We start from the raw sequence: 22,733 nt of genomic DNA, 5'->3' as shown, positions 1-22,733 counted from the left end.
GTGGTTCAGGCCGCGACAGGTTCAGCCGCGCCACAATGGCGGGCGACATAGGCGGCGTGTTCGGGCAGGCCCGCGACGGTGCGGGCGACGTCCTGACGGATCATGCCGAGTAGCCGGTCGAGCTCATCGTCGCTGAGCTTTTCGGCGATGGGATGATGGCTTTGCGGCTCGATCCCCTGCCCCATCATCACCTGAACCCAGCTGTTTTCCGCGAACAATTCCTCGTTGCGGCGGAACACGCGGGCGGTTTCGCGAAACAGCTCGATTTTCTGCGTCAGGCTGTCCGGCACGTGCATGTCGGCGCAGTGCCGCCAGAACGCGCTGTCGCGGCGATTAGTCGCCTTATAGTGCAGGATCAGGAAGTCGCGGATTTGCTCCATGTCCTGAAACTGCTGATCGTTGAATTCGGCGACATCTCGGTCGCTGACCTGGGCAAGCGGCAGCATGCGGATCAGGCGCAGGACGGCGCGCTGGATCAGGTGGATGCTGGTCGATTCCAGCGGCTCCATGAACCCGCCCGACAGGCCGATGGCGATGCAGTTGCGGTGCCATTGCTTGCGCCGCGCGCCGGTGACGAAGCGCAGCTTGTTGGGCTGGACGATCGTCTCGCCCTCGATATTGCCCAGCAGGCGTTCGAGCGCGGCGTCATGGTCGAGATAGCGGCTGCAATAGACGATGCCGTTGCCGACGCGGTGTTGCAGTGGGATGCGCCATTGCCAGCCGGCATCGTGCGCGATGGCGCGGGTATAGGGCACCGCCGGACCGACACTGGCGGTCTGGATGGCGATGGCGCTGTCGCACGGTAGCCAGTGGGTCCAGTCGTCGTAACCGGCGTGCAGCGCGCCCTCGATCAGCAGCGCGCGAAAGCCGGTGCAGTCCAGGAACAGGTCGCCTTCGATGGTCTGGCCATCGTCCAGCCGCAGCGAGGCGATGTCGCCGGTTTCGCCGTTCAGGTCGACGCCGGCGATCTTGCCCTCCACGCGGGTGACGCCGTCGCCCTCCGCCATCTTGCGCAGGAACTTTGCGTACAGCCCGGAATCGAGCTGATAGGCATAGTTCATGCGATCGTCGGGGAGGTGCGCGAACTTGCCTTGAAGCGCGGCGACGAGTTCGAGGCAGTAATCGTCATAGGACTGTTCATGGCCGCGTGTGCGTCCGTTCAGCCAGAAATGCTGGAAACCCGCCGCCCAGTGATCCTTACCGGTATAGCCGAAGCTGTGGAAATAGCGGTGGCCGGGCTCCTTCCAGTTGTCGAACAATATGCCCAGCTTGAACGTCGCCTGGGTCGCGCGCATGAAATCGGCTTCGTTGATGCCGAGCAGGCGGTTGTAATTGACCAGCGGCGGGATGGTGGATTCGCCGACGCCGATGGTGCCGATCGCTTCGGATTCGACGAGCGTCACCTCGACCGCGCGGCCCATTGTGCGGGCGATGGCGGCGGCCGCCATCCAGCCAGCGGTGCCGCCGCCCGCGACGACGATATGTTTGAGTCTGGTCATCGGCTGAGCTGCCTCAAAAGATAGGCGCGGATGCGCGATGCGGCTTCGGGGGTCAGCGGATCGAGGATACCGCGCCCGCCTTCCGGAATATGTGCGGTGACGCTGTCGTCATTGGCGAAGACATAATGGTCGAACAGCTCGCGCCAGTGCGCCTTCTGCTCGGGCGGCAGGTCGCGGATCGTGAGCAGCGCGTGGTTGAGCGCATCCTGTGGCTGGCCGAGATATTTGGGCGTCTCGCGCCACCAGTAATTCACCAGCACGTTGAACGCCGCCAGCCCTTCGACATGGTGGTACCACATTGATGGGATGAACAGCGCGTCGCCGGCGTCAAGTTCGGCCACCTGTGCGTGCGCCAGCGCCTCACGGAAACGCGGGTGGAGGGTGAAATCCGGCGCGCCGAAATCGACCATGCTGATCGCGCGGCCGGCGGGGGTGTTGTCGAGCGGCCCCAGATAGAGGTTGCGGAACTGCTCCGGCGGAAACAGCGTGAAGCGGCGGCGACCGACCGCGACACAGGCGAGATTGTCGGGAAAGTCGTTATGCGCCGCGATCCGCGTGCGCGTGCCCATCCAGATGCTGGCGAGGCAATCGCGGGTGCCGAGATCGACATGGTTGGCGTAGTGCAACCCGGTGAAGAAGCCGTGGATATCGACCGAGGCAAGATAGATCGGCGGTGCCGTGGGATCGCCCTCCGCCTTGTCGATCTGCGCGAAGATATCGGGGAGCTTGCCGCGCGCCATGCGGAAATTCATGCCCATGGCATCGTCGTAGAACAGCCGCCCGTCGCTGCCCGGTTCACCGATCGACACGGTGAATGGCGCATCGCGGCGCTGACGCACCAGATAGTCGCGCGCGTCGCGGCCCGATTTCCGGCCCGCTTGCACCAGTGGCCAGTCGGCCACCAGCCCGCGCACGACGAACGGCCGGTCGCTATCGCGCAGCCGCCGGTCGAGCTCGGCGGCGTTGGCCACAGCCACCTCCGGCACCGCTGCAATGCCCGATAGCGGACCGGGATCGGCCTCAGCCATCGGCCATCCGCCGGTTGCGCCGTGCGATCAGCGCGTTGAAATTGCCGAGCGAGGCGAGCGCCATGAAGATCGGCATCAGATGGCCATCGGCATGCAGCCCGCCCAGCGCTTCACCGTCGAGGCCGCGCAGTCGAGCTTCGTCGATGACATGATAGCCGACCAGCCGGTTGGTCGATCCGTCATCGAGCGTGATTTCCAGCGTCAGCGGTTCGAGCAATTCGTGGCGGCGCAGCGCGGCGAAGAAATCGCCGGAGGCCTGATAGCCCTCGTCCAGCGCGCCGAGTTGTTCGGCAATGGATTCGAGATAGGGGGTCGGACGGCCATCCTCGTCGAACACGCGCACGCCTTCATCCGCGCCGGCGATGCGCGGGTTGGCCATGTCGATATGGACCTGCTTGGTGGCGGTGCCCGGCCCCGGCGTGCCGATCAGAAAGGGCTGGATCGCGATGGCGAGGGGCACGTAATCCGCGTCCCAGCGGTCACCGTCGAGGAACAGGTTTTCGCCATTCTCGAACCCGAACATTGCCAGCGCGGTGAAATCGTCGCGTTCGATATCGCGGCGGAACAGGATCGGGTAATGCGCCTGCACGCGGCGGAACTCGTCGGGCGGGGTCAGACACGCCATCACCGCGTCGCCCAGCGCGGGGCCGCGTTCGGTGCGGACGCGCAGGTCGCGGTGATCGTCGGCGGTCAGGATGGCGTGGCTGGTCATGATCTCTCCTGCGCCGGTGGTGGCGCGGCGACGCGCAGTGCGTCAAGATAGCTGCGGTTGGTGGGCAGGCTGGCGGCAAGCGTGCGGGCGCGCTGTTCGACCTGAGCGCGGGGTCGCACGGGGCTTTGCAGCGGGCCGGTTTGCGGTGCCGGGAAGCCCATGCCGTACAGGACATATTGATAGCTCGCCGCCGGGAAAATCTCGTCCACCGCAGGCAGGTCGGCCAGCGACGGCGGCTGGTGCCGCCAGATCGCGAGCAGATCGGCGAGGCGATCGGGCATGGTCGCGCGGTGATCGCGCCAATAGGCTTCGTCGCGCTCGCTCAGCACATAATGGAGCTTCAGAAACTCGACGATACGGTCCCAACGATAGCGGAACAATTCGTTGAAGCGGCGCGCATGAATATCCATCACGCCGCGCGTCACCGGGAAATTGTCGAGCAGCGCGTCGAGCGACAATTCGATCAGCACGATTGCCGAAGCTTCGAGCGGTTCGAGGAAACCGGCGGACAGCCCGATTGCGAGGCAGTTGCGCTCCCAGAAGCGCTCGAGGTGGCCCGAGCGGAAGGACAGCTTGCGGAAGGCGAACGCTTCCGCATCGGCAAACGGCGCAGTTTCGCGGAGATAGGCGCGCAATGTTTCGGCGGCGGCATCGTCGTTGAGATGCTTCGAGGAATAGACGCAACCGATGCCGCGCCGCGCGGGCAGGCCGATGTCCCAGATCCAGCCCGCCGAATGCGCGGTCGAATGGGTGCGCGAGGCAATCGCGCTGTCGGGCGGTACGGGCACTTGCACCGCCAGCGCGCTGTCGTTGGGCAGCATGTTGCTGCGGTCCACAAACGGCACGCCGAAATGCGCGCCGAGCAGCATCGAGGCATGACCGGTGCAGTCGATGAACAAATCGCCTTCGATCGCTCCGGACGCGCGCGTGCGTACCTCCGCGATGTCGCCGTTCGGCGCGCTGTCGATGCCGATGACGGTATCGCGGATATGCCGCACGCCGAGCTTGCCCGTCGCATGTCCCGACAGCAACGCCGCCAGCTTCACCGCGTCGAGGTGATAGGCATAGTTCAGCGCCCCCGCATAATCGGGCATCGCGCGCTGGCGCGGGGCGAGATCGCGGTCGCAGACATGCGGTTGCGGCGAGACGGCGGATGCGAACGCGCCGCCCTGATCCTGCCATGCCGCCACGGTCTCGCGCAGGCTGTCGGCGGGTGGGGTAAAAGGATGGTCATAGGCGTCATCGGGCGCGCCTGTGCGCCAGCCGATGAAGCGCGAACCTTGTTTGAAGGCGCCGTCACAGGCGCGCAGGAAATCGACCTCGGCGATGCCGATCCGCTCCAGCGTGCGGCGCATCGTCGGCCAGGTGCCCTCGCCCACGCCGATCGTGGCGATGTCGGGGGATTCGATCAGTGTGATTTCAAGCGCCTGCCGGTCCGCCCGCGCGGCGATCAGGCATGCGGCCAGCCACCCGGCGGTGCCGCCGCCGACAATGACGATCCGCCTGATTGCCTGTTCCACCCGATGGTCCTGTCTGCCGTTCAGCAGCTTGTGCCCGCTCCCGAAAAAAAGGGCCACCCTCGCAAGGAGGGTGGCCTTGGGGGAGAGCCTTAGAAGCCGAAGCGGACGCCGCCGGAGTAGCGGGCGAAGCCCGGTTGCGAGAAGGTCACCATATTCTCGTTCCGGCGATGCCCGCGACGGCTCTCGTTGGTCAGATTGATCGCTTCCGCAAATACGGTCAGTCCGGGGATGAACTCATAGCTGATGCTCGCATCGAACTGGCCATAAGCCTCGACATAGGTCGGGTTCGGGTTGCCACCGGCGTAGAATTTGTCGCGCCAGTTATATGCGACGCGTGCCTGCAACCCGCCCTTGTCGTAATAGACCACGGCATTGGCAGAGTCGCTCAACCCCGCCAGCGCGAACTGTGGAATGTTCGGATTGGCCGCATTGTCGAACTCCGCATCGCCGCGCACGATCGTGTAATTGAGCTGCGCTCCGAAGCCGGTGTCCCAGAAGGCGTGCTGCACGGCAAACTCAAAGCCGTAAAGCGTCGCCGTCTGGTCCGAATTGAACGGTGTGCCGATGGTGAAATCAACCAGATTGTCTTCGGGCAGGCCCAGGATACGACCGGTGTAATAGCCATTCACGTCGAGTATCGGGTTCCCCTGACCGTCGCGTGCAACCTCAACCCCGTTCGTGAAATTGCGCAGGATATAGTTGCGGATCGCACCCACATCATTCGTCCCGCCCAACGCCGCCCGCGCTGCATTGAAGCGCGGTCCGTCACCCGGATTGCGCAAATTGAACGCCGAACGCTCAACGTCCACCTGGTTAATAAAATTGCTCACCCGTTTGCGGAAATAACCGGCCGAGACGTAGCTGGCGGGCGCGTAATACCACTCCGCCGAGACATCAATATTCTTCGACAGGAAAGGCACCAGGTTCGGGTTGCCCTGAAGCCCGCCGCCGCCGGTGATGCCGAACTGACGGTTGAGGGTCAGCCCGCCCTGGAGGCTGGCATAATCGGCGCGCGTGATCGTGTGGCTGTACGATGCGCGCAGCTTGACGTTGTCGATTGGCTCGATGTCGAAATCGATCGCCGGCAACCAGTTGTCATAGCTGCCCTTGGTGGTCTGGAAATCGAGGACCGGCGCACCCTGGGCGTTCGTCTGATAGAGAACGTTGAACTCGCCCACCGCGCTCCAGCCGACGCCGATCGCGACCGGGGTCAGTGCGGACGACGCGACCGTGGTCTGGTCGTAACGAACGCCTGCGATGATGTGTGCGTCGCGCTCGCCCACGCTGAACTTCGTATTGACCTGAACGAACGGCGAGATCGTCTTTTCCTGAATACGCCGATCGGTGTCGTAATTCGCCAGGCAGTTGCCGTCGCCGCCGCAAATCTGGAACTTGGTATCGAGCAGATCGACCATGCGCTCGAAATTGAAGCGCAGATAGGACGGGATCATACCCTCCGATCCCGACACGCCCGAGAATTTGTCAGGCAGCGTGACCACCTCATACAAATCGTCCGGCAGATCGGCCGGCGTGCCGAGGCCACCCCAGGTATCGTTCTGGTTGAAACCGTAAGCCGAGCGCACCCGGTTGTTGACGTAAGAGAAGCCGAAGTCGATCGAGTCGAGGAAGTCGCCATCATGGTCATAGCGGCCCGACAGCTGAACCTGATCGATCTCGTCCTTGAAATAGGCGTTGCGGAACGAGTTGCCGGTCGCATTGGCCAGCGCGGCGTTCAGCGGGTTGATCCCCGGCTGCATCGTGTACGACAGGACCGGCAGATCCTTGGTAAAATCGACCGTCTGCGACGCGACGCCAAAGATGGCCGAGCCGACCGAGGTGCTGGTGCCGAAGCGGTTCGTCGGCTTCGACTCCGCGGTCGAATGATGGCCGTCGAGCGTGATGGTGACGCCGCCCGGCGCATCCCATTTCAGGTTACCGCCGAACGACTTGTTGACGGTCTGGTTCGCGGTGAGCGAACCGCTGTACGAGAGGTCCTTACCCGGGCCGAACCGCTCGGTGTAGAAGACCGGACCAGCAGCCGGACCGTCGGTCCATTCGGTGGTTGTGTCGCCAAAGTTGAACCAGATGCCGACACTGCTGTCGCGCGCCTCGACCTTGTTGCGTGAATAGGTGAAGTCGAGCGTCGCCGTGATCGAATCGCTGGGACGATATTGCAGCACGAGCTGGCCGTTGATCCGCTCACGCTCGATATCGGTCAGGTTATAGGCCGCGCTCTGCGGAATCTCGTACACCTCGGTCGGGCCGGGGCGGTTCTTGACGTTCGGACCTTCTGGCCCAAGCGTGCCCCAGTCATTCTCGTTGCCCAGGAACGCGTTGCCGAATCCGACCGAGCCGGTGTTCACGCTGGCATTGCGCTTCTGATAAACGCCCGAAATCAGGATACCGAACTGATTGTCGCCGCCAAAGGTCGCGCTGACGATGCCCGACACTTCCGGCGTGACCTTGTCCTCGCCGTTCATCGACGTGTCGAGCACGCCCTTTGCCGCGATCGAGCCGCGCAGGCCGGGACGATCGAGCGGCCGCGGGGTCTTGATGTTGATCGTCGAACCGATGCCGCCCGATGCCACGGCGGCGCGGCCGGTCTTGTAAACCTCGACCCCGGAAATGCCTTCGGATGCGAGGTTGGCAAAGTCGAACGAGCGCGTGGCGGGCGCGCTGGCGCCGTCGCCCAGCGACGCGGTCGGCATCTGGCGGCCGTTCAGTGTGACGAGGTTATATTCGGGACCGAAGCCGCGCACGGTGACGGTCGAACCTTCGCCGTTCGAGCGGTCGATCGACACGCCGGTGATACGCTGAAGCGATTCGGCGAGGTTGGTGTCGGGAAACTTGCCGATGTCCTCGGCCGAGATCGCATCGACGACGCCCTGCGCGTTGCGCTTGATATCGACTGCCGCCTGAAGGCTGGCGCGGATACCGGTGACGAGAACCTCTTCGCCGGTGTCGTCTTCGGCCGGTGGCGGCGCATCCTGTGCCTGCGCAGCGACGGGCAATGCCGCCATCGCCAGCGTCGAAGCACTTATTACCAGTCGTGAAATCGAGCGCGCCTTGAAGCCCCGCATCATCGTCCTCCCCTGTTCGTCAGGCGCGGCGGTCCGCGCTCGTTGAGAACGTTCACTTGAACCCGTTTTACAACGTTGTCAAGCATGGCTAAACGGGTTCCGACAACGGTGACATGCCCGGAAATGCGGGCTTGTGAACGTTCTCAATATATGCTGTCTGTCACGACAAATTGCTGGATCCAGCGCCACAAAAAATTACGGCGCGCGACCGCATAGGGAGGATGAATATGTCGAGGATTTTGGCCGCTTTGATGGGCGCAACCGCGATCGGCGCAGTCGCCGCCACCGCCGGATTCGCGCAACAGGCCCCCGCCCCGGCGACTCAGGATGCCCGCGCACGCGCCACCGCAATCGTCGCGCAGATGACGCTGGATGAGAAGATCGCGCTGGTCCACGGCCTGTTCCCGCCGTTCGCCAAGGGCAAGACGCAGAACGAACTGATCCCCTCCGCCGGGCATATCGACGGCATACCGCGACTCGGCGTGCCGCTGGTACGTGAGAGCGATGCCTCGATCGGCGTCGCCAATCAGGTGGAACAGCGCAAGGGCGACGTCGCCACCGCCCTCCCCTCCAGCCTCGCCACCGCCGCGACCTTCGATCCCGAAATCGCGCGTGCGGGCGGCGCGATGATCGGATCGGAAGCGCGCGCCAAGCGCTTCAACGTGCTGCTGGCGGGTGGCGTCAATCTGACGCGCGATCCGTGGGGCGGGCGCAATTTCGAGTATCTGGGGGAAGATCCGTTGCTCGCGGGTGAACTGGCCGGCGCGCATATTGCGGGGGTTCAGTCGAACGCCATCGTCTCGACCATCAAGCATTTCGCGCTGAACGCGCAGGAGACGGGCCGCATGGTGCTCGACGCGCGGATCGGCGAAGCGGCGCTGCGGGAGAGCGACCTGCTCGCCTTCCAGATCGCGATCGAGAAGGGCAAACCCGGATCGGTCATGTGCGCCTATAACAAGGTCAATGGCGACTGGGCGTGCGAGAATGATTTCCTGCTCAACCAGGTGTTGAAGCGCGACTGGAATTATCGCGGCTGGGTGATGAGCGACTGGGGCGGCGTGCATTCGACGGCCAAGGCGGCGAAGGCCGGGCTGGACCAGCAATCGGGGCAGGAACTCGACAAAGCATTGTATTTCTCCGAGCCGCTAAAGGCGGCGGTGGAGAAGGGCGAGGTGCCGGTCGCGCGGCTCGACGACATGGTCGTGCGGTATCTGACCGGGCTGATCGAGAGCGGCGCCTATGACAAGGCGATGCCGGCGAAAGTGTTGCCGATCGACTATGCCCGCAACGCACTGGTGGCACAGCGTGCGGCCGAGGCTGGGATCGTGCTGCTCAAGAATCAGGGCGATCTGCTGCCGCTGGCGCGCACTGCGAAGAAGATCGTCGTGATCGGCGGCGGCGCGGACGTCGGCGTGATGTCGGGCGGCGGATCTAGCCAAGTAAGGTCGGTCGGCGGTGCGCCGATCGAGATCGCGCTGTCGACTGGCGGTTCGGCGTCGTTTGCGCGCATCACTTATCATGCGTCCTCGCCGCTGGCCGCTTTGCGCAAGGCGATGCCCGGGGCGCAAATCACGTTCCTCGATGGCCGCAACCTCAACGCGACGGTCGCGGCGGCGAAGGCGGCGGACATCGCCATCGTATTCGGTACGCAGTGGACGACCGAGGCCGACGATGTCGCCACGCTGCGCCTGCCCGATCATCAGGATGCGCTGATCGCCGCCGTTGCAGCGGCCCAGCCGAAAACGGTCGCCGTGCTCACCACCGGCGGACCGGTGACGATGCCGTGGCTGGACAAGGTGCCGGCGGTGATTCAGGCGTGGTATCCGGGCCAGCGCGGCGGCGAGGCGATCGCCAATATCCTGACCGGGCGGGTCAACCCTTCCGGCCATCTGCCGATCACCTTCCCCGCCGCGGAAGCTCAGGCACCGCGTCCGCGCCCGGTAGGTCTCGACACGATGACGTCGCTGGAGGCGCAGGCTGCAGCCGATCCGGCGCGCTCCGGTGACTATCAACTTAAAAGCTATCCGGTCGAATATCAGGAGGGCAGCGATGTCGGCTATCGCTGGTACGAGAAGAAGGCGCAGAAGCCGCTCTTCGCGTTCGGCCACGGCCTGAGCTACACCAGCTTCGCCTATCGCAACCCGGTGGTGACCGGCGGTTCGCGGCTCACCGTGTCGTTCGATGTGGTCAACACCGGCAAACGTGCGGGCGCTGACGTGGCGCAGGTCTATGTCGCACGCGAAGGCTCCGACACGCCGATGCGGCTGGCGGGGTTCCAGCGCGTGACGCTGAAGCCGGGTGAGAGCCGCCGCGTGACCCTGACCGCCGAACCGCGCATCATCGCCGATTACGATACCCGCCTGCCCGGCTGGCGCATTCGCGGCGGCAGCTACCGCGTCGCCATTGCGAAGGATGCGACCGACCGCTCGATGATGCTCACGACAACGCTCGACGCTGCGGCGATGAAGCCCTAGCGTCCGCCCGACCCGGCTCGACCGGGCGCGGGAGGATGTTACGGCGCTTTTTCAGACAGATGGCGCGGCGCGGCGCTCGACCGGCTTCATCCTCGCCGTGGCGCTGGCCAATGCGGGTGGGGTTATCGGCTTTTTGCCGCTGCTGACCCTGTTGCTGCCGGTCAAGATCGCGGGAATCGCGGGCGATGCGCGGATCGGGTTGTTCACCGCGACGGTGATTGCGGGCGCGATTGCGGCGAGCGGATCGAACATCCTGTTCGGTTGGCTGAGCGACCGGTCGGTGGCGCGCGGCGGCGGGCGGCGGCGCTGGGTGGTGGTCGGGATGGTCGCGCTGGCGCTGTCGTTCGCGGCGGTCGCGGGGGCATCGACGCCGCTGGCGATCATTGTCGCCATCGCCCTGTTTCAGTTCGCGGTGAACGCCGTGCTGGCTCCGCTGTTCGCGATCATGGCGGACGAGGTGCCGGGGCCGCAAATGGGCGTCGCGGGCGGGCTGATCGCGCTGGGCGCGCCGCTCGCCTCCGCCGTGGCGGCACTGATCGCGCTGGCCGGGATCGTGGCCGAAAGCGCGGCGCTGGGAATCGTGTTTGCCGCCGTGGCGCTGTGCACCCTGCCGCTGTTGCGCATCCCGGCACGGATGGCACCGGTTGTGAGCAGCAAGGAAAAGCCGCTGCTCGGCCGCGATCTCGCCATTGCCTGGACGTCGCGGTTGCTAATGCAGGTCGCGGGCAATGTGCTGTTCCTCTACCTCGTCTATTATTTTCAGAGCATCGACCCGGCACAGACCGGCAGCAAGGCGATCGGGCGGCTGGGGCAGTTGATGACGATCGCCTATCTGATCCCCCTGCCCGTCGCGGTGCTGATCGGGCGCTGGTCGGACCGGATCGGGCGGCGCAAGCCGTTCCTGCTGGGCTCGGGGCTGACGGCGGCCGCCGGGCTGATCGGGCTGGCGCTGGCGGAAAGCTGGAACGCGGCGGCAGTGGCGTTCGGGTTGTATGCGCTGGGCTCGGCGAGCTTCCTGTCGCTCCACTCCGGCTTCGCCATGCAGCTATTGCCCAGCGCGGCGCATCGCGGGCGCGACCTGGGCGTCCTCAACCTGACCAACACCTTGCCCGCCTTGCTCGGGCCGCTGCTCACCTGGCTGCTGGCGACCCCGCGCAATTTCGATGCGGTGATGCTGACGCTCGCCGGGCTGACGGTTGCAGGTGCGATGTTGATTTTGGGGGTGCGGCAGCGTGGATAAACTGGAGCGCGTTCGCCCGCGTTTCAGTCCCTTTCGAGCGCCTCCCGCGAGGCCTTGGCGAGGTCGCAATTCTCACGGGCAATGCGGCATTGGCGCTCCAGCATTTCGACCAGCTTGAGCTGTTCCTGGCGAACATAGCTATCGTGCCGGATGTCGGGCGAATAGACATTGCGGCCAGCCGACCGGGCGGTGGTGCCATCGACACGACCGGTCTGATCGGGGCTGGCTGCGGTTATCTGAGCCGCACGCGGGATCACCAGTCCAATCGCGACGCCCGCGAGCAAACATGTGGCAGCGATCAGCGCGATTGTCAGGCGGCGGGTTCCCCTCATCCAACCTTCGCTAGGCGCTGAAGTGCCAAGCTGCGGTATCCTTCTCCCTCTGGAGAAGGTTTAGCGCAATCCGACCTCACTCCATCCCCTTCCAATACCGCACATAATCCACCTGCATCGTCTGCGGAAAATTGGCGTCGTCGATGCCCTTTTGCCCGCCCCAGTCGCCGCCGACCGCGACGTTGAGGATCAGCTCGAACGGTTTGGTGAACGGCCATGCCTGTGCACCGCCGGGCTGATCGTTCTTGACCAGCATATGGCCGCGTCCGTCGATGCCGATGGTGATCGAATCGGGCCGCCAGTCGAGCTGGTAATTGTGGAAGGTCGTGCATGCGCTTGGCAGCTTCACCTGCGCGCCGCGTTGCGTGCCCTTGGCATGGTTGAACGCGCCGGTGTGCAGCGTTGCGTGGATGGTGCCGGGATCGAAGCCTACCATCTCCATGATGTCGATCTCGCCCGCGTCGGGCCATTTCTCACCGGTCGGCAGCATCCAGATGGCAGGCCAGATGCCACGCCCACACGGTAATTTCGCGCGGATTTCGTAGAAGCCGTAACCCAGCCGCTCGCGCGTCACCAGCTTGGCGGAGGTATAGGCCTGTCCGCCCCAATCCGGTGCCGCGCGGCGCTGTTCCTTGCGCGCCTCGATCACCAGCGCACCCTGTTCGATCCGCGCATTGTTGCGGCGTTCGTCCGCATAATATTGCCGCTCGTTATTGTGCCAGCCCGCCTTGTTGCGGTGCGTGTCGAACAGCCATTTGGTGCGATCGACCTTCTTCCCCTCGAACTCGTCGGCGAAGGATGGGGTCGCGGTTGGCACGGTCATCGGCACATCGACTTTGTAGTTGGTCGCCCCCAGCGTCGCCGTCTGCAACGCCATCAACACCGTCACGCTCATGATGCCAAATCCTCGTCCGTTTTACCCATTCTGGCGCGGAAAGCCGTGGAAAGCGATAGCGTTGTCATCCAGCCGTCGCATCGAACAGCGGCAACGCATCTGCCTCGCCGCCCTCGAAATTGGAGACCGTCACACCGACCAGCCTTATGCCCTTCTCGACCGGAAACAGCGACCGGATCAGCGTGAGGCTGGCTGCGCGCAACTGCCCGTCGTCGCGCACCGCGTCGGCAAAGGTGCGGCTGCGCGTGACCTGTCGGAAATCGGCATATTTGGCCTTCACCGTCACCGTGCGCCCGAACATCGCGCGTTTTGCGCACCACCCCGCGACATCGTCGGCCATGCGCGCCACCCCCGCCTCGATCTCCGCCGGATCGGTCAGGTCGCGGTCAAACGTCATCTCGCTGCCAGACGATTTGCGTTCGCGGTTCGGGTTGACCGGGCGGTGATCCATCCCGCGCGCGATGCCGTGATACCATTCCGCCGAGCTGCCGAAATGCGTGGTCAGGAAAGCCAGCGACTGCGCCTTCAGATCGGCCCCGGTCTCGATCCCCAGCCGCTTCATCTTCGCCGCTGTCACCGTCCCGACGCCGTGAAAGCGAGAAACCGGCAGCGTCTCGACCCACGCCGCGCCCATGTCCGGCGTCACCGCGAACTGGCCGTTGGGCTTGCGCTGGTCCGACGCCAGCTTGGCCAGGAATTTGTTGTAGGAAATCCCCGCCGATGCGGTCAGCCCGATCTCGTCGAATATACGCGCCCTGATCGCCTTCGCCGTGGCCCATGCCGTGTCGAGCCCCTGGCGATCGGCGGTCACGTCCAGATATGCCTCGTCCAGCGACAGCGGCTGGATCAGGTCGGTGTACTCCGCAAAGATCGCATGGATCTGCACCGAGACCGCGCGATAGACATCGAAGCGCGGCGGCACGAACACCAGCTCAGGACAGCGCCGGATCGCGGTGACCGATGGCAGCGCCGACCGCACCCCAAACGCCCGTGCCTCATAACTCGCCGCCGCCACCACGCCGCGCTGCGCGCCATAGCCGACCGCGACTGGCCGCCCTCGCAGCGCCGGATCGTCGCGCTGCTCCACCGATGCGAAAAAGGCGTCCATGTCGATATGGATGATTTTGCGGACGGGCGGATCGTCGGTCACGCTTGCTCCCTAGCCTGAAACGAACAGAGTGGGAACATGCCGTGCGGCTTTGCGAAACGCGCCTGGGCGTGTAGCGGCACCCGCCCATGCCCGACGCCCCCTTCTCGCTCGGTCTCGATTTCGGGACGACCAATTCCGTCGCCGCAATTGCGCGCGGTGCCGTGTCGGACATGGTGCCGCTCGACGCACCGAGCGGGACCGACGCGGTGTTCCGCTCGGCCTTGTGCTTCTGGGAGGACGAGGACGTGCGCGGCGGCATCGCCGTCGAGGCCGGACCTTGGGCGATCGCCGAATATCTGGAATACCCACAGGGCAGCCGCTTCATCCAGTCGTTCAAATCGGTCGCCGCCAGCCGCAGCTTCGAACATGCCACGGTATTCAGCCGCCGTCTGAAGTTCGAGGATCTGGGGCAGCAATTCGTCGCGCGGATGCGTGCACGGGCAAACGGGCGGATGGATTCGCCCGCACGGCTGATCGTCGGGCGGCCTGTGGAATATGCCGGGTTTCGCCCCGACGACGCGCTGGCCCGTGAACGTTACGACGCCGTGTTCGGAATGCTGGGGGCCGAGGTCCATTATGTCTATGAGCCGATGGGCGCGGCATTCAGCTTTGCGTCGCGGCTGAGCGAACCGGCCACGATCCTGGTCGCGGACTTTGGCGGCGGCACCAGCGACTTTTCGGTGGTGCGGATCGCGGAGCCTGGGGCGGCGCACCGCTGCACCCCGCTGGCTCATGCCGGTGTCGGTGTTGCAGGGGACCGGTTCGACACGCGCATCATGGACAGACTGGTCCTGCCGCTGCTGGGCAAAGGCGGCAGCTATCGATCGTTCGACAAGATACTGGAAATCCCCGGCGGCCATTTCGCCGATTTCGCCGATTGGTCGCGGCTCGCGCTGATGCGCAACCGCAAGACGCTCGCCGAACTCGACAAGCTGCGCCGTGCCGCGCTCGATCCGGCGGCGATCGAATGGATGATCGCGATCGTCGAGCAGGAACAGGGCTATCGGCTTTACGATGCGGTTGGCCGGGTGAAACGCGAATTGTCCACCGCCGACCATGCGCATTTCAGTTTCGATGGTGCCGGGCTGCAAATCGAGGCGGAAGTCTCGCGCGCCGATTTCGAGACCTGGATCGCGCCCGACATCGCGCGGATCGAGGACGCCGTGGATCGCGCGCTGAATGCCGCCGGAATCGGTATCGACGGCATCGACCGCGTGTTCATGACCGGCGGCTCATCCCTGATCCCGCGCATCCGCCGCCTGTTCACGGATCTTGTCGGCGAGGACCGCATCGCCAGCGGCGGCGAGTTGACCTCGATCGCCCACGGCCTCGCACTAATCGGGCAAGAGGATGACATTGCCCCATGGGCGGTGCCCTGAGACGTCCCATTCCCGGCGCGCCGCAAAGGTCAGTCGTCTTGCTTTGCGATCGCCGATATTTCCTGGTTCGACAACCCGCCGCATTCCTCGCGCAGGAAGCGCAAAAGCTCGTCGATTTCCTTTGCGTCGAACCGCAGGTCCAACGCATCCATTTCAACGCGAGCCGAGGTCCGCTGCTGCGACGAGAAGCCTTCGATAAGTTCCGCGCACTCGGCCAGGGTGCCCTGCGCGGCGGCATCCGCTTCGTCAGCGAGATAGATCGTGGCAGGCTCGCTCAGTGGATAAGTCGTCATGATTGTCCCTATCGCCTTCATCAAGGCGACAACGTGCGAATCCGCGCGTCGGACGCAAGTTCGAGTACCGCTGAGCAGGAAAGTGGCGGAGAGGGTGGGATTCGAACCCACGTTACGTTGCCGTAAACCGCATTTCGAGTGCGGCGCGATCGACCACTCTGCCACCTCTCCGCGAGGGGTCCGCAAGGGCACCGAAATGCCGATCCGACCGGTCGAGCGCGGGCCTCTAGACCAAAGATCGAAGTGGTACAAGCGCTCTGGCCAGCACCCTGGCGCAGATCGCTTGTGCAGCGCGGAATACACCCTAGATTAGGGGCATGACCTTGCTGTCCTCCCCAATCGATCTCGCCAGCCTGGGCGCGCCGCTGCCGCCCGTCGCCCATGCGCGTTTCGACGTGGGGGAAGTGGTGCGGCACCGGATGTTCGATTTCCGCGGCGTAATTTTCGACGTCGACCCCGTATTCGCCAATACCGACGAATGGTATGAGGCGATTCCGGAGGATGTGCGCCCGCGCAAGGACCAGCCCTTCTACCATCTGCTCGCCGAAAATGCCGAATCGAGCTATGTCGCCTATGTCAGCCAGCAGAATCTGGTCGCCGACGACACCGGCGAGCCGATCGACCATCCGGCGATCGACGGCCTGTTCGAGGATTATAGCGGCGGCCGCTACGCCCTGAAGCGCGAGCATCGGCATTAGGTTTGAGAACGCGCTGAGGCGCGTTCTGCGGTGCCAGCCCGCTCCGCCACCCGGGATTCGGTTTCGAGAACGCTGACGCGTTCTGCGGCTCCGGCCCGCTCCCCCACCCGGCCACCCACTTCAGTGTATCTTGATGGGTGGCCGGGTGGGGGAGCGGGCCGGAGCCGCTACGGGCAACGCCCGTCAAAATAACCGTCACAAGGTTGACTTGAAAACGCGATTCGACTAGCTGCGCCCTTCCTCCCGCCGGGCCGGTCCTGCGCGGGCACATGCTTTTGATTTGAGAAGAGACCCAATGTTCGCAATCGTGCGCACGGGCGGCAAGCAGTATCGCGTTGCCGCCGGAGACAAGATCGTCGTCGAGAAGCTCGACGGTGAAGCAGGTTCGTCGATCACCCTCGGCGACATCCTGCTCGCCGGCGAAGGTTCGGAGCTGAAGTCCACCGACGGTCTGACCGTGTCCGCCGAGATCATCGCGCAGGCGAAGGCCGACAAGGTCATCGTCTTCAAGAAGCGCCGCCGCCATAATTATCGCCGCAAGAACGGCCATCGGCAGCAGCACACGATCCTGAAGATCACCGCGATCGGTGCGAAGGAAGAAAAGAAGGCCGCCAAGGCCAAGAAGGCCGATGCGGCACCGGCGGAAGCCGCGGCCCCGGCTGCTGAAGCGTAAGGGAGTAACTTCCAATGGCACATAAGAAAGCAGGCGGTTCGTCGCGCAACGGTCGCGACTCGCAGTCCAAGCGCCTTGGCGTGAAGAAGTTTGGTGGCCAGGCCGCCATCGCCGGCAACATTCTGGTCCGTCAGCGCGGCACGCGCGTCTATCCGGGCGTGAATGTCGGCATTGGCCGCGACCACACGCTGTTCGCGCTTACCGACGGCCAGGTGCGATTCCATGACGGCAAGCTCGGCCGCAAATTCGTATCGATCGATATGATGGCGGAAGCAGCCGAATAGCACGGGCACCATTCGGGTAGCCCACCAGGGCAACCCGGGTCTCCTTTTTCAGGAGACCGTAAAGGGAGACGGGTCGCCCCGGTCTCCCTTTTTTCATGCTCCCTCCCCACCCCATCTGTCGTGCAGCCGTCATGAACGCGCGGCACGGCTGATCCGCGAGGAGAGTGACATGTTCGCAAGAACGCAAAGACTGACATTGCGGCCCGGCTGGATCGAGGACGCCCCCGAACTGGCACATGCAATCGGGCATGAGGCCGTAGTCCGCAACCTGGCGCGTGCGCCGTGGCCCTATGCGCTGGGCGATGCGCAGGCATTCCTGAAGACGCCGCGAGACGCCGCCGATCTGCCGGTCTTCCTGGTCTGCGCGCTGGACGGCGGTGCCAGCCGGATCGTCGGCTGTATTGGCCTTGAGCGGACGGAGCCGGACGCGGTTGATCTGGGATACTGGATCACGCCGGACGCGTGGGGACGCGGCTATGCCACCGAAGCGGGTCGTGCGGTGATCGACATCGCGCGCGCACTGCGCCTGCCGACGCTGTCCGCCGGTCATTTCACTGACAACCCGGCATCGGGCCGCGTGCTGCGCAAGCTGGGTTTCCGCGCCACCGGCCGGATCGTCCCCCGCCACTCGGCCGGGCGCGGCGGCGAGGTGCAATGCGTGGAATATGAGCAAGCGCTGGCGGAGTCGGATTGTACCGACCCGTGCGACCGAATGGCGGCGTGATCTGGCTTAAGCTCATCACGCCGTTGTGCCGGTCGCCCTGCCCCACAGGTATCGAGCGAGGCCAGTTACGCTACTCGGCCTCGCTCGATCTCGTAAAAACTAGCCCGCCGGCGCCTCACGCCGCACCGCATCGGGTGCCGCTTCCCAGCCGCCGCCCAATGCCTTGAACAGCGCGACCTGCGCCTCCGCCAGCGCGGCGTTGGACTGCGCCAGCGCGGATCGTGACGCCGCTCGCTCACGCTCGGCATCGATCCGCAGCAGCAGCGCGTCGCGTCCCGCCTCGAACCGCAGAATCGCGATCCGCGCGGCGTTGGTCGCCGCCGTGTCGGCGCGACGCAGCGCGACGTTGCGCTCGATCTCACCCGAATAGCGTGCCAGCGCCTGCTCGACTTCGCGCAGCGCCGTCAGCACCGTGCCGTCGAACGCGGCGAGCGAACCCTCCGCCCCGGCCTCCGCCTGCCGCACGCGCGCCCGCGCAGCGGTGACATTGGGGAAGCTCCAGCTGAGCAATGGCCCGAGCGAGAAGTTGAACGACGAACTCTTGCCCAGATCGCCGATATTCTGCGCGCCCAACGACACCGATCCGCCCAGCGTGATCGACGGATACAGCGCCGCCGTGGCGACCCCGACCCGCGCGGTATCCGCCGCCAGCGTCCTCTCGGCCTGACGCACATCCGGCCGCCGCGCGAGCAGCGCCTGACCATCGCCGACCGGGATCAGCGCGGATACGCCCGGGGTCACCGCACAGCGATCCGCTTGCGCATCCAGTTCCGCCGGCGGCTTGCCGGTCAGCGTCGCCAGCGCATAGAGCGCCGCGCGTCGTTCCGCCTCGAAACTCGGCACCTGCGCCCGGGCATTTTCCGCCAGCACGCGCGCCTGATCGACATCGCGGATCGTCCCGCGACCCGCATCGAACAGCCGCTGGGTCAGTTCGAGCGTGCGGGTCTGCAACCGCACCGTCTCGCGCGCCACCTCGGCCTGTGCCGCAAAGCCGCATGCCGCCGCGTAAGTCCGCGCGGTCTCCGCCGCGATCGCCACGCGCGATCCGTCGAGCGCCGCCTGCGCCGCTTCGACATCCCCGCGCGCCGCCTCGATCGAACGGCTCACCCGCCCGAACAAGTCGATTTCATAAGATGCATCCAGCCCGATCTGAAAGAAATCGCTCTCGACCCCGTCCACACCCGGGGGCAATGCCCCCTGTGCGCTCTCTGCCCCGGTGCGCGAACGGGTATAGCCCGCGCCCAGATTGGTCGACGGCAACCGCTGCCCGCGCGACTCCGACAGGAACGCCCGCGCGCGCTTCAGATTGGCCGATGCTTGCCGGATATCGGTGTTGTAGGTCAGCGCCTCGACCACCAGCCGGTCGAGCACGGGATCGTTGAACAGCCGCCACCACTCGCCCTCGACCTCGCCTGGAGACACCTTCGTCGTACCGGGATCGACGAACGCGGCAGCGGCAGTCGGCGGCGTTTCCGGCCGCGCGTAATTGGGGCCAACCGCGCAGCCCGCGAGCAGCGAGCTCGCCAGCAACGGTGCAATCAGGCGCTTCATGCTGCTGGCTCCACGACGGGATCGTTAGAGGTGGCGGGCGGTTTGCGGCGCATCTTCGCCATCTGCGCGCTCGTCCAGTCGCCCAGATTGCGGCACAGGACATAAAAGGCCGGGGTGAACAACAGGCCGAAGATCGTAACCCCGATCATCCCGAAGAACACCGCGACGCCCAGCGCCTGACGCATCTCCGCCGCCGCACCGCTTGCGATCACCAGCGGCAATACGCCCAGGATGAATGCGATCGACGTCATGATGATCGGACGCATCCGCTGATGCGCGGCGCGTTCCGCCGCTTCGCGCGGGGACAGCCCTTCATCCTCGCCCTGCCGCGCAAATTCCACGATCAGGATCGCGTTCTTCGCCGACAGGCCGATCAGCACGACCAGACCGATTTGCGTGAGGATATTATTATCCTGTCCCATGATGTTCACGCCGACGATCGCCGCCAGCAGACACATCGGCACGATCAGGATCACCGCCAGCGGCAGCACCAGACTTTCGTACAGCGCGGCCAGCAGCAGGAACACGAACACCACCGCCAGCGCGAACGCGATCGCCCCGGTATTGCCCGCCTGCTTCTGCTCGAACGCCAGCTCGGTCCACTCGAAGCTCATGCCCTCAGGCAACGTCTTCTCGGCCAGTTGCTCCATCGCGGTGAGCGTTTGTCCGGTGGAGTAACCGGGCGTGGTGTCGCCCTGAAGCTCTGCCGTTGGGTAGAGGTTATGGCGAACCACGCGATACGGACCCGCATCGTTCTTCAGCGTCATCACCGAACTCATCGGCACCATCTCGCCCGACGCCGATCGCGTCTTGAGCGACTGGATGTCCGACGGATCGTCGCGATAGGGCGCGTCGGCCTGTGCCGTGACGCGGAAGGTACGGCCCAGATAGTTGAAGTCGTTGACATAGGCGGAACCGAGATAAGCACCCAGGGTAGAGAAAATGTTCCCTACCGGTACGCCCATCCGCTCCGCGCGCTCCCGGTCGACGTCGGCGGTCAGGCGCGGCGTTCCGGTGTTGAACTGCGTGAACGCGCCCGCGACGCCCTCCTGCTGGTTCGCCGCCATCATCATCGCCATCGAAGCCTGCGCCAGCGCCTGATAGCCGGCCCCGCTGCGGTCCTCGATCATCATCTTGAACCCGCCGCCATTGCCGATGCCCTGCACCGCAGGCGGCGCGATGAGCATGATATCGCCGCCCTTGATCCCGGCGAATGCGGGATACAGCGCCTGTTGGACCTCGCTGGCACTTTGGTCGCGGTCCGCATGTGGCTTCAGCGTGATGAACAGCACGCCGGCGTTCGGCGCGGTCGAAAAGCTTGCGCCGTCAAGCCCGGCGAAACCCACCACGTCGGCAACCGCAGGCAGCTTGAGCCCGGCATCCATCGCCTGACGCACGACCGCATCGGTGCGGTTCAACGCCGAACCCGGCGGCAATTGCACGACGCCGATCAGGAAGCCCTGATCCTGCTGTGGGATGAACCCGCTGGGCGTCGCAGTGAAGCGCCAGCCGGCCACCAGGATCAGACCCGCATAGACGATCAGGATCAACCCCAGCGCGCGCACGGCCTTTGCAGTGAAGCTGCCATAGCCGCTCGACAGCCGCGCGAACCCGTTGTTGAACCCGTTCGCGGCCCTGGTCGGCCATCCGCGCCAGCCCGGTGCCGGGGTCTTGTCATGATCGGGCTTTTTCAAAATCAGCGCGCACAAGGCGGGCGAGAAGGTGAGCGATACGAATGCCGAGATCACCGTTGCCGATGCAATGGTGATGGCGAACTGCTGATAGAATGCACCGGAAATGCCCGGAATGAACATCGTCGGCACGAACACGCCGACCAGAACAAGCGAGATCGCGATGATCGCGCCCGACACTTCGGTCATCGTCTTGTGCGCGGCTTCACGGGGGGTCAGCCCCTCCTCTTCCATCAATCGCTCGACATTCTCGATAACGACGATCGCGTCGTCGACGACGATGCCGATGGCAAGCACCAGCCCGAACAGCGAGAGGTTGTTGATCGAATAGCCAAAGGCCGCCAACACCGCCATTGCGCCGATCAGCGAGATCGGGATGGCGATGATCGGAATCACCGCCGTGCGCCAGCTTTGCAGGAAGATCAGCACCACCAGCACGACCAGCACCAGCGCCTCGATCAGAGTCGCATAAACCGCGTCGATCGACTCCTGAATGTACGTCGTCGGATCGTAACCGACGCGATAGCTCATGCCCGGGGGGAAATCCTTGGCCAGCGAATCCAGCTCGGCCTTGACCGCCGCTGACGCTTCGAGCGCGTTTGCCCCCGGCATTGCGAACACGCCGATGCCGACTGCGGCTTCCTTGCTCAGATAGCCATTGAGCCCGTAATCCTGCGCGCCCAGTTCAACGCGCGCCACTTCGTTCAGATGCGTCAGGCGACCGGTCGCGTCACGCTTGACCACGATCTTCTCGAACTCTTCCGGCGTGCTCAATCGGCCCTTGGTCTGCACACCCAGCTCAAACGCAGGGCTGGCATTGCCATAGGGCGGCTGCCCGACCGAACCGGCGGCGACCTGGACATTCTGCGCGCGGATCGCGTTGACGACTTCATCCACGGTCATGTCGCGCGCGGCGGCCAGACCCGGATCGATCCAGATGCGCATGTTGTAATCGCGTCCGCCAAAAGCGGTCGCCTGACCCACGCCCGGAATACGGGCGACACGGTCCAGCACCTGCAGATTGACGTAATTGCCGATATATTGAAGGTCGAGGCTCTTGTCCGGCGACGTGAAGAACGCGACCATCAGGAAGTCGGGCGAGTTCTTGTTCACCGTGATGCCGATGCGCCGCACATCTTCGGGCAGCCGCGGTTCGGCGGTGGAGACGCGGTTCTGCACCAGCACCTGTGCCTGATCGACATCGGTGCCCTGTTTGAAACTGATTGTGATCTGCGCGACACCGTTACCGGTCGAGGACGACGTCATGTAGATCATGTTCTCGACGCCGTTGATCGCCTGTTCGATCGGCGCAGCGACCGTCTCGGCCAGCGTTTCGGCAGTCGCACCGGGATAGGTCGCGGTGACCACCACCGTTGGCGGCGCAATGCTGGGGTATTGCGCGATCGGCAGCGACGGGAACGAGACCAGCCCGACGATGACGATCAGGATCGACATCACCGCCGCGAAGATCGGCCGCTCGATGAAGAAATGCGTGAATTTCATCGTTCGG

General features: G+C 64.8%; 18 protein-coding genes and 1 tRNA gene. 7 read left to right on the top strand and 12 right to left on the bottom strand.

Annotation, left to right across the window (positions count from 1 at the left end; translation table 11 throughout):
• Positions 1–5 precede the first annotated feature (5 nt).
• The 5 genes from U1702_RS02410 to U1702_RS02390 form a co-directional block, all read right to left on the bottom strand.
• The gene (locus U1702_RS02410; RefSeq protein WP_332721730.1) at positions 6–1,499 is read right to left on the bottom strand and encodes a tryptophan halogenase family protein; all 1,494 of its coding nucleotides are present in this window, start codon (positions 1,497–1,499) and stop codon (positions 6–8) included.
• Entirely contained in the window at positions 1,496–2,527 is a 1,032-nt protein-coding gene (locus tag U1702_RS02405) for a cupin-like domain-containing protein (protein ID WP_332721728.1), read from the bottom strand. The genes U1702_RS02410 and U1702_RS02405 overlap by 4 nt, the downstream gene beginning before the upstream one ends.
• Complete coding sequence (locus U1702_RS02400; RefSeq protein ID WP_332721727.1) at positions 2,520–3,239, bottom strand: SapC family protein; 720 nt, start codon at positions 3,237–3,239, stop codon at positions 2,520–2,522. Before U1702_RS02400 ends, U1702_RS02405 begins: the two co-directional genes overlap by 8 nt.
• The gene (locus U1702_RS02395) at positions 3,236–4,759 is read right to left on the bottom strand and encodes a tryptophan halogenase family protein (RefSeq protein ID WP_332721726.1); all 1,524 of its coding nucleotides are present in this window, start codon (positions 4,757–4,759) and stop codon (positions 3,236–3,238) included. The genes U1702_RS02400 and U1702_RS02395 overlap by 4 nt, the downstream gene beginning before the upstream one ends.
• Positions 4,760–4,848: 89 nt before the next feature.
• The gene (locus U1702_RS02390; protein ID WP_332721725.1) at positions 4,849–7,842 is read right to left on the bottom strand and encodes a TonB-dependent receptor; all 2,994 of its coding nucleotides are present in this window, start codon (positions 7,840–7,842) and stop codon (positions 4,849–4,851) included.
• A gap of 224 nt (positions 7,843–8,066) precedes the next feature.
• On the opposite strand from U1702_RS02390, the gene U1702_RS02385 reads away from it, so the two are divergent.
• A complete protein-coding gene (locus tag U1702_RS02385; RefSeq protein ID WP_332721723.1) occupies positions 8,067–10,313 on the top strand; it encodes a beta-glucosidase in 2,247 nt (748 codons plus the stop codon).
• Positions 10,314–10,410: 97 nt separating this feature from the next.
• On the top strand, positions 10,411–11,553 hold the full coding sequence (locus U1702_RS02380; protein ID WP_332721721.1) for an MFS transporter: 1,143 nt from the start codon (positions 10,411–10,413) through the stop codon (positions 11,551–11,553).
• Positions 11,554–11,576: 23 nt separating this feature from the next.
• Here the strand turns inward: U1702_RS02380 and U1702_RS02375 are convergent, their stop codons facing one another.
• From U1702_RS02375 to dinB, 3 genes are all read right to left on the bottom strand, one after another.
• Positions 11,577–11,885 (bottom strand): hypothetical protein, encoded by a 309-nt coding sequence (locus U1702_RS02375; protein WP_332721719.1) that lies wholly within the window; start codon positions 11,883–11,885, stop codon positions 11,577–11,579.
• Positions 11,886–11,961: 76 nt separating this feature from the next.
• A complete protein-coding gene (locus U1702_RS02370; protein ID WP_332721717.1) occupies positions 11,962–12,780 on the bottom strand; it encodes a glycoside hydrolase family 16 protein in 819 nt (272 codons plus the stop codon).
• A 64-nt stretch (positions 12,781–12,844) separates the two neighbouring features.
• On the bottom strand, positions 12,845–13,888 hold the full coding sequence (dinB, locus tag U1702_RS02365) for a DNA polymerase IV (protein WP_443026825.1): 1,044 nt from the start codon (positions 13,886–13,888) through the stop codon (positions 12,845–12,847).
• Between the two features lie 128 nt (positions 13,889–14,016).
• On the opposite strand from dinB, the gene U1702_RS02360 reads away from it, so the two are divergent.
• Complete coding sequence (locus U1702_RS02360; RefSeq protein WP_332721714.1) at positions 14,017–15,309, top strand: Hsp70 family protein; 1,293 nt, start codon at positions 14,017–14,019, stop codon at positions 15,307–15,309.
• Positions 15,310–15,338: 29 nt separating this feature from the next.
• Here U1702_RS02360 and U1702_RS02355 read toward each other — a convergent pair whose 3' ends face one another.
• Together U1702_RS02355 and U1702_RS02350 are read right to left on the bottom strand one after the other, a co-directional pair.
• Positions 15,339–15,623 (bottom strand): hypothetical protein, encoded by a 285-nt coding sequence (locus U1702_RS02355; protein ID WP_332721713.1) that lies wholly within the window; start codon positions 15,621–15,623, stop codon positions 15,339–15,341.
• Between the two features lie 62 nt (positions 15,624–15,685).
• A tRNA-Ser gene (locus U1702_RS02350) sits at positions 15,686–15,773 on the bottom strand.
• A gap of 146 nt (positions 15,774–15,919) precedes the next feature.
• On the opposite strand from U1702_RS02350, the gene hspQ reads away from it, so the two are divergent.
• From hspQ to U1702_RS02330, 4 genes are all read left to right on the top strand, one after another.
• The gene (gene hspQ / locus U1702_RS02345; protein ID WP_332721711.1) at positions 15,920–16,300 is read left to right on the top strand and encodes a heat shock protein HspQ; all 381 of its coding nucleotides are present in this window, start codon (positions 15,920–15,922) and stop codon (positions 16,298–16,300) included.
• Positions 16,301–16,595: 295 nt separating this feature from the next.
• Positions 16,596–16,973: a 50S ribosomal protein L21 gene (gene rplU, locus U1702_RS02340; RefSeq protein WP_332721709.1), complete on the top strand. Its 378-nt coding sequence runs from the start codon at positions 16,596–16,598 to the stop codon at positions 16,971–16,973.
• 14 nt (positions 16,974–16,987) lie between these two features.
• Positions 16,988–17,257, top strand: a complete 270-nt coding sequence (gene rpmA / locus U1702_RS02335; protein WP_332721708.1) for a 50S ribosomal protein L27 — start codon at positions 16,988–16,990, stop codon at positions 17,255–17,257.
• A gap of 169 nt (positions 17,258–17,426) precedes the next feature.
• Positions 17,427–17,981, top strand: coding sequence for a GNAT family N-acetyltransferase (locus tag U1702_RS02330; RefSeq protein WP_332721706.1), 555 nt, complete (start codon positions 17,427–17,429; stop codon positions 17,979–17,981).
• Between the two features lie 99 nt (positions 17,982–18,080).
• Here U1702_RS02330 and U1702_RS02325 read toward each other — a convergent pair whose 3' ends face one another.
• Positions 18,081–19,532: an efflux transporter outer membrane subunit gene (locus tag U1702_RS02325; protein WP_332721704.1), complete on the bottom strand. Its 1,452-nt coding sequence runs from the start codon at positions 19,530–19,532 to the stop codon at positions 18,081–18,083.
• On the bottom strand, positions 19,529–22,726 hold the full coding sequence (locus tag U1702_RS02320) for an efflux RND transporter permease subunit (RefSeq protein WP_332721702.1): 3,198 nt from the start codon (positions 22,724–22,726) through the stop codon (positions 19,529–19,531). The genes U1702_RS02325 and U1702_RS02320 overlap by 4 nt, the downstream gene beginning before the upstream one ends.
• Positions 22,727–22,733 lie beyond the last annotated feature (7 nt).

The sequence above is a fragment of the Sphingomonas sp. LT1P40 genome (genome assembly GCF_036663835.1).
Classification (GTDB): Bacteria; Pseudomonadota; Alphaproteobacteria; order Sphingomonadales; family Sphingomonadaceae; genus Sphingomonas.
This window is presented reverse-complemented; position numbering and strand designations above follow the sequence as displayed.